Genomic DNA, 7,511 nt, shown 5'->3' on the forward strand with positions numbered 1-7,511 from the left:
AGGGAGGTACATTGGAACAAGTCATTGCCCGGCACGCCAGGGCTGCCGCTTCCTGGTCCTGGCCGCCATTCTGGCTGGTTGCTGCGTTGATCGGCTACGTAATCGTCGTATTCGGCCCGGTCCTGGGAGACGGAGACACATACTGGCACATCGGCGCGGGAACGTGGATCCTGCAGCACCGCGCGATTCCGCACACGGATCCATTCTCCTACACATTTGCGGGTGCGCCGTGGGTGGCGCACGAATGGCTGTCCGAGGTACTCATGGCCCTCGCGTATAAGGCGGGTGGCTGGAACGCGATAGTCGCGCTTTATGGTGCTGCAAGCGCCTTGACATTTGCGCTGCTGGCCCGACACCTGGCACGCTGGCTGGATCCATTGGGCGTGCTGGTCGTGGTTGTCTGTGCTGCGGCGTGTGTTGCCCCCAGCCTTTTGACGCGACCGCACCTGCTCGCACTACCGCTGCTGGTACTCTGGTCAATCACTTTGGTTAAGGCGAAAAGAAGAGGGACAGCGCCTTCGCTCCTCCTGCTTCCTGTCATGACGCTTTGGGCGAATCTGCATGGAAGTTTCATTTTCGGCCTTGTCCTTGCGGCGTTGATCGGCGTTGAAGCCCTAGTTGACACTACCGCTGACCGGGTTAGCGTCGCCCGTCAATGGGGCCTGTTTCTCGTCTCGGCAACCGCGGTTTCGCTCCTGAATCCGAACGGCTGGCATGGTCTGGTGCATCCTGTCCAACTCATGAGCATGATGAGTGTCGCATCCATTACGGAGTGGAAGTCACCAGACTTTCAGCATCTTCAGCCAATTGAGCTGGTGTTGGCTGCGCTGCTGTACGTCAGCTTTGCGCGGGGTGTGCGGTTGCCATTACCTCGTCTTTTCATCTTACTCGGGCTTATTCACATGGCCCTTCAGCATAGCCGACACCAGATGGTCACTGGTGTGTTAGGCGCCGTGCTCCTCGCGGAGCCCCTCGGGCGTGCTTTCCGCGTGGGAGATAACCCGGCCCCGGAGCGCCGCCCTATGGTGCGATGGATTCTTGGCGGATTCGCCTGCGGAGTGATCGCGACCGGAATCCGGGTTGTGCACCCGATCGCACGAACCGATGACCCTGTGTCACCGATCTCGGCACTGGCGCATGTACCAGCACAGATTTTGAGTGAACCCGTCTTCAATAGCTACGGATTCGGGGGCTATCTGATATTCAGGAAGATTAAACCTTTCATCGATGGGCGCGCCGACCTGTATGGCGACGATTTCGTCTCCGATTACCTGACCGCGACGGCGCCTGACCGCACCGCATTTGAGCGGCTAGTGACGAAATACCAGATACGATGGGCAATCCTCCATGCCGGTACCGCGGTTGCGGATATGATTGATGCGCTACCCGACTGGCGTCGGATTTATGCAGACGACCATGCGGTAGTCTATGTTCGAAAGGGAGGAGACACACGGTTGCCGACTGGCAGAACCGACAATTGATGCCCGCTGTGACCGAGAGCACGCGCCTTGACGACCTGGGTTTTATCGCCAGGCCCGCCTGTCGCGCATTCGGCCTGCGAAGGAATCCTTCACTTTCGAACGCGGCTCAGGTTGTTACGCTCGAGTCGAATTCGGCCCAGCACAGGATGACGTTTCCAACGATATGACGAGCAGGCGAGCCAGATCAACAGAATGTGTAATCCCAGCGGACGGCCAACGGGGCAGGCAGCTGTGCCATTGCAAGTCGCGCCATCGACCCGGATGATGTCATCCACCAGATCTGCGGGAATTTCTTCAAAACGATCGCCGCGGAGTCTTCTCGGCGTTACATGCGGCAGTAGCAACGCGATCCTTTTCGGCGAAATCATGCCGATGAACCTGCCTCATCAAGCCGGCTCAGGGATATGAACAGACACACTGTATGCCATGAACGAAGCGCACATAATATATTGGCGGAGAGGTCGAAATTGAAAGAAAAATCGCCTGATACCGGCACCCGTTATGCGACGTACAGCTGGTTCTGCTTTGGACTGCAGTTTACCTTCCTGATCATCCTGATTGCTCGCCACTATGTACTGCAACAGCCGCAATCCCCCGCACTAGGCATGGACTTCGCGGTGTACTGGTCCGCTGCACGTGTCGCGATCGAACACGGCGCGGCGGCGATCTATTCTCCAGAATTCATGCGCCCTCTGGAACTGGCTGTGCGTCCATACATGGACTACACTCCGTGGCCCTATCCCCCGACTTTTTTGCCGTTCGTGCTCCCGCTCGGCTGGCTCAGTTTCAATGCCGCCCTGGTCACTTTCCTCACTGCAAGCATCCTGCTCTATGTTTATGCGATGCATCTCATCGCACGCCCCATCGGCATCCAGACTTGGCGATATTCGCTTGGATTTCCGGCAATCTTCATCGTAATCAGCTTCGGGCAAAACTCCCTGCTGACAGCTGCCATCGCAGCCATCGCCCTTTCGCTGCTGCCAACGCGGCCCATCATCGCGGGAGCGGCAATAGCGCTGCTCAGCATCAAGCCGCAATTGGGCGTTCTCTTTCCCGTGGCCCTGATTTGCGGGCAGCGGTGGAAAGCATTTTTCTCGGCGATTTTTTTTACCGGACTTTACGCTGGGGCCTGCTTGCTGACCTTCGGGGTAAATTCCTTTACCGCTTTCTACCATGCACTGGGAACATTTGGCAGTTCATGGATCACCCAAAACAGCAACGATATCTGGTTCGCAATGACCAGCATTTACGGTGTACTCAGGGTTACAGGAGTCAGTGCAACTCAAGCTTACCTCATTCAATGTGTATACGGTACTCTCGCGCTCGGGGGCATCGTCATTATCTGGAGGGGAAATTATTCGCACCAGATAAAGTGTGCAGCCCTGGCCTCAGCAACACTGATGGTCTCGCCCTATATCATCTTTTACGATCTCGCATGGCTTGCAATTGCCATAGCATTTATTGCCGCAGACATATCTCGCAACGGGAAGAACAAGGCGCTTACCCTTATCGCCATTATCGCCTGGTTTCTCCCGTTCCAGGCTTTACTCGCGCGATGGTTTCCCGACATCTACCAATGGTCACCTTTTGCTCTACCGATTTTCCTGATCGTCATTGTCAGGCACAAGCTCAATAAAAAGGCCGCACCGGAAGGTGCGGCCGTGGATACTCATCTGCTTCTCAGCAACGACACATGTGATTCGTGACGGGCTGCGAGCACAATCATCTGTTCGCGCACAAACGACTAGCACCTCGATATGTCCCTGGTCGAAAAGCACCAGTGCCCGAGAATAAGCAACACGATTGCCAGGCCACACAGTGTACTGCTGGCTCGACAAGCGATGTCCCGCTCAATGGTCCAGATGTTCCTGCCTCGAAGCACGCACCAATCAACGCCTAGGCGCTAAGCACGTGAGCAAAACGCCCATTGAGCTTGCGTTGACCGACGGTCGGACAGAGGACTGACCGAAGCCCCAGAAAGTGCTTCGAACGGGAACGAACATTGAAATTGATCAGATAGCCATGTTCCCGATCACGTTCCACCAGAAAATCAATGCCTGTACATTGCGCCGTGAACGACTTCCGTTGATCGAATTCATCGAGGATTTCCAGTAGAGAACACAAGCGCGGCGGCAGGGTTATCTCTGCTGACTCGCCGTTCAGCACGACGCGGTCAGTGATAACGGTCCTGCCTTCATAGCGTACCTCGACCCTGACGAGTTTTATAAAACACTTCGTATGTGGATATTGAATGTCTTGGCGCTATAACCAAGTCTTCGACGCTGGTACGTTAAAATCAGCACTCCATAACTATTAAAAAATAGTCAATCCGTTTTTCCTAGGCGAGGAAGCATTTTCCTTTGTCTGCTCCAAGCAGACAGCATGACTTTCAGCACGGTATGGCAGTGTATCCGGCGGAGCCACCGACCGGTTATTGAATCGGTTCAGAGAGTTTGCTCAGACCTTACTTTCCGCACGTCGAGGACACAATTTGGCGCGAATTTCGTTGCTAGCCTAGCGAGCGAAATTCGCGTTCCGGGACGCCGAGTAGAGAGAGGACCTGACGCTGCAAATCCGTGAGCGGGACATCGAAGACCTGTACAGTGTGTGCGCCCTCGATCAACTTGTGGCGCTCAGCGAGGCTGAACAGACGTAGGATCTGCTCGGTGGTCGGACGTTTGCACTGGCGCTGCTCGGGATATAACGGAAGTTCATCGATACGCTCACGCTTCATCGCAAGACGCAGCTCGCGCTCGATGAGCGCCTGAACAAGCAGGGCGAGGAAGTACAGGGTGAAGAGCGCCTCGATTCTGCCCTCGTCCTTCAGGAACACGGGCGCGATCTCGTGCACGGTCTTGACCTGCTCGAAGCGCTTTTCGATCATCGGCTGCCCCTTGTGTGCCTGAAGCACCTGGGCTGGCGACAGACTGCGATCGTTGGTAATGAGTGGGTACATCCCATCGCTTTTGTGGTCGTAAGCGATCGCCTCATCGTCGATGGTCCACTCGATGTCAAAGCGCCGCCTGGTAATCTTGCGGTAAAGCGGTATCGGGCCCGGGACGCCCCCGCTTCGTCTGCTTGTACGCGTGCTCCTCCCGCACGGTACGACGGACCTTCAGGTAGCGCGCGACGTGGTGCTTCTCCAGAATCCCCTTGATCTGCAGATCGATCTCGGCGGCGCCGCGTAACCGTGTCCTTGCTCCAGTGAGCCGCGCGCGTAACAGCTGGAACTCTTCAACGGCCGCCGCGATGTTTCTGCGCCGTCGTGCCTCCTGGCGCAGAGTAAGTAACGGGCTCCAGACCCAGACCACTGGCCATACTTCGGCCGACGGTAGCGGGGCGCGCCAGACATACCAGCGGTCGCGCGGCCCGTCGCTATGGCGCGGGTTGGGACGGTCCCAGACACAGCTCCAGTCAGGCGTGTGAGTCTGAATCCATTGGCGGAATTCGGTGTCTTCCAGGCGGCTGCGGGGCAACACGGTAACGAAGCGCCCGCCTGCGCGATCAATGTGTTCCATGTTCTCGCGCGAGCACAGCTTTGAATCGGCCACATACAGGAAGTCACTGCGGCCTGCCACCGCACGCAGGGTATTCCAGGTCTCGATGTGGGTACGTGAGTCGCTTGCGTTGCCGTCGGTGCAACGAAACGCGACAGGGATATTGCCGTCGGCGCTCATCGTAAGGATGAACAGTAGCTGTTTCAGATCCGGACGGTGGTCCTTGGAGTGACCGTAGGTGATGACCGGCGCAGTTCGCCCCCGGATCTTCCGACCTTCTGAGCCGCGATAGCTGCCGCAAAAGCTAATCGACGTGCTGTCGTTATGACATTCGTCGAAGTTCACGCCAAAACGTTGCCCGACTGCGACCACGACCTCGGTCAGCAGCGCAGTCCGGTCGGCATCAAACAACCGATCCAGCGCGCGGCCGAGGCGATCATCGCTGAGGTGTTCCATCTGCTCGCCAGGGAGGCCGAACATTCCGCTGGCGAAGCCATGGACGGTCTCCTGCTGGCGGTAAATCGGCTCACGTTCGACGATGATCGAGCGCAGCAGGACACCAAGGGCTCGGGCGTGAGGGACCACACAGCGCGCATCCGAGGGTACATGCCGATCGAGTGCGTCCTCCAGGCCGATGCGCTTGATAAAGTGATTGACGAGGGGTAAAGGTCCCAGGCGCTCGCTGTGCAAGATGAAGCGAGCCGCATGCGGGGAAGGTTCTTGCGTGCGTATCATTCTGTCGCTAAGATTAGCGACGGATATACAAAAGTCAAGCTCATGGCACGCCGATCGGAACTCATCATCAAGCGAGCCCGCGAGCGCATCGAGCGCATCCGGCAGAAGCTCAATGAGATTGACTATCTGTGTTCCGGCACACTAGTGGAGCGCATGAAGGTCTGCGGCAAGCCAGGCTGCCGCTGCGCACAGGATCCTGACGCCCGCCACGGGCCGTACTACGAGTGGGGGCACATGAAAGGCGGCAAGCTGGTTCATCGAACCGTCTCGCCGGAGCAGGCCATCATATTGCGGCGGGCCATCGCCAACTATCGGCAGGCAAGGAAGCTAATGCAAGCGTGGGAGGACGAAACCGAGCGGCTGATAGACGCCGAAGCGCCGCGCAAACCTTGAGCTGCCCGGACGTCACGGAAATTGCGCTCAAATTCGACCGGCGACCTGCGGAAAGTAAGTCAAGGCGATCGTAAAACGACTGGTTGCGGCGAAGGACACGGAAGCGAAGGTGCACCGCAAAGCCGAGCGGCCGTGGGGCTGCTACGACTCGATCAATCGCGGCGAGCGCTTCCAGGTGAAGCGGATCGTCGTGAAGCCGGGCGGGCGGCTATCGTTGCAGATGCATCATCATCGCGCGGAGCACTGGATCGTCGTGCGCTGCACGGCGCGCGTGACGCGCGGCGACGAATCGTTCCTGCTCACTGAAAACCAGTCGACCTATATTCCGCTCGGCGTGCGGCACCGGCTGGAGAATCCGGGCAAGACGCCGCTCGAGATCATCGAGGTGCAATCGGGCGGCTATCTCGGCGAAGACGATATCGTGCGCTTCGACGACCAGTATGGCCGCACGTGTACCTGAGTTTTGCGAAGTCTCTGGGGGGCGCTGGTTGTCGGCTTCCATCTGCAGCTCGATCTCGTGCGATGTGGTACATCGCCCCGGGTATCGCACCAACCCCGATTCAGATGTCACGGCGCACACGCCGCAGCGGGCCAGCCAGCACTGAGATGTGTTTGGGAAAAGGTGTTTCCTGACGCTTCAGGGCCTCTTCACGCGTGGCCAGTGCAAAAGCCCTTAACCGGGCACGCAACTGCTCAGAGGTTTCGGCCGGCGGCAGGGGCGTCACCTCATGCGCCAGACATACAAGGACAAAGTCGGGAAGACAAACGGGCAGGCGGCTGACAGGTCTGCGTACTGCAACAGCGTCCCGGCGAGCCCGCCGGCGGCCTCCCTTTACGACAGCATGCTGCGAGTCGCCTGACATCACGGAATACAAGTGCCATTTGACGTATCCCGTACAGCTACCCCAGAGCTTACTCAAATCCCCGTGAATTCGCTGCCTGCCAGCGCCGATGATCGGCGCACATGCGCTCGATGCCGAATTGCGCGCTCCAGCCGATCACGTCGCGCGCCTTCGCCGGATTCGCTATACACTGCGCGACGTCGCCCGGACGGCGCGCGACGATCTCGTACGGCACCGGCTTGCCGGAGGCCTTCTCGAAGGCCTTCACGACTTCGAGCACGCTATAGCCCTGGCCTGTGCCCAGATTGACGCGCATCACGTCGAGCAGCACGAGCAGGCCGTCGATGTTGTTGCGGTAGTACTCGAGCGGCTTCGCGACCGATTTCGCCGACGGCCTTCAGCGCCGCGAAGTGAATCGCGCGCGTGATCGGGTGCGTGGGCGGCGACAATTATCGTGGCCGGTCGTTGACGTTTGTTTTGGCCGGTGGTGAGGAGTCGCAGGCGGCGTAGCCGCCGGAGACGACGAACCACCGGCGGCGCCGCGTCGGCGGGGCAATAGGATG

At 58.4% G+C, this 7,511-nt stretch carries 6 protein-coding genes and 2 pseudogenes; 4 read left to right on the forward strand and 4 right to left on the reverse strand.

What is annotated here, in order from left to right:
* The first annotated feature begins 11 nt into the window (after positions 1–11).
* Positions 12–1,481, forward strand: coding sequence for a hypothetical protein (locus VSR68_RS36520; RefSeq protein ID WP_342944388.1), 1,470 nt, complete (start codon positions 12–14; stop codon positions 1,479–1,481).
* A 467-nt stretch (positions 1,482–1,948) separates the two neighbouring features.
* Positions 1,949–3,187: a glycosyltransferase family 87 protein gene (locus VSR68_RS36525; protein ID WP_342944389.1), complete on the forward strand. Its 1,239-nt coding sequence runs from the start codon at positions 1,949–1,951 to the stop codon at positions 3,185–3,187.
* A 190-nt stretch (positions 3,188–3,377) separates the two neighbouring features.
* Here the strand turns inward: VSR68_RS36525 and VSR68_RS36530 are convergent, their stop codons facing one another.
* From VSR68_RS36530 to VSR68_RS36540, 3 genes are all read right to left on the reverse strand, one after another.
* Positions 3,378–3,647: a hypothetical protein gene (locus VSR68_RS36530; protein WP_342944390.1), complete on the reverse strand. Its 270-nt coding sequence runs from the start codon at positions 3,645–3,647 to the stop codon at positions 3,378–3,380.
* A gap of 343 nt (positions 3,648–3,990) precedes the next feature.
* A complete protein-coding gene (locus VSR68_RS36535) occupies positions 3,991–4,530 on the reverse strand; it encodes an IS1634 family transposase (protein ID WP_428983669.1) in 540 nt (179 codons plus the stop codon).
* A complete protein-coding gene (locus VSR68_RS36540) occupies positions 4,493–5,713 on the reverse strand; it encodes an IS1634 family transposase (protein WP_342944392.1) in 1,221 nt (406 codons plus the stop codon). Before VSR68_RS36540 ends, VSR68_RS36535 begins: the two co-directional genes overlap by 38 nt.
* A gap of 42 nt (positions 5,714–5,755) precedes the next feature.
* Between VSR68_RS36540 and VSR68_RS36545 the strand changes: the two genes are divergently transcribed.
* Together VSR68_RS36545 and VSR68_RS36550 are read left to right on the forward strand one after the other, a co-directional pair.
* Positions 5,756–6,106 carry a DUF6788 family protein gene (locus VSR68_RS36545; RefSeq protein ID WP_342944393.1) on the forward strand — a complete coding sequence of 117 codons (351 nt, stop codon included), beginning with the start codon at positions 5,756–5,758 and terminating at the stop codon, positions 6,104–6,106.
* A 58-nt stretch (positions 6,107–6,164) separates the two neighbouring features.
* Positions 6,165–6,566, forward strand: a pseudogene (locus VSR68_RS36550) (cupin domain-containing protein); the annotation flags it as partial.
* A 452-nt stretch (positions 6,567–7,018) separates the two neighbouring features.
* Here VSR68_RS36550 and VSR68_RS36555 read toward each other — a convergent pair.
* A pseudogene (locus tag VSR68_RS36555) lies at positions 7,019–7,258 on the reverse strand (UDP-glucose 4-epimerase); the annotation flags it as partial.
* Between the last annotated feature and the right edge of the window lie 253 nt (positions 7,259–7,511).

The sequence above is a fragment of the Paraburkholderia phymatum genome (assembly GCF_038900715.1).
In the GTDB taxonomy this organism is placed as follows: domain Bacteria; phylum Pseudomonadota; class Gammaproteobacteria; order Burkholderiales; family Burkholderiaceae; genus Paraburkholderia; species Paraburkholderia phymatum_A.

Bases quoted from the DNA above. Each gene is read 5' to 3' on its own strand.
- VSR68_RS36540 (WP_342944392.1), bottom strand. From the start codon at position 5,713: ATGATACGCACGCAAGAACCTTCCCCGCATGCGGCTCGCTTCATCTTG.
- VSR68_RS36545 (WP_342944393.1), top strand. From the start codon at position 5,756: ATGGCACGCCGATCGGAACTCATCATCAAGCGAGCCCGCGAGCGCATC.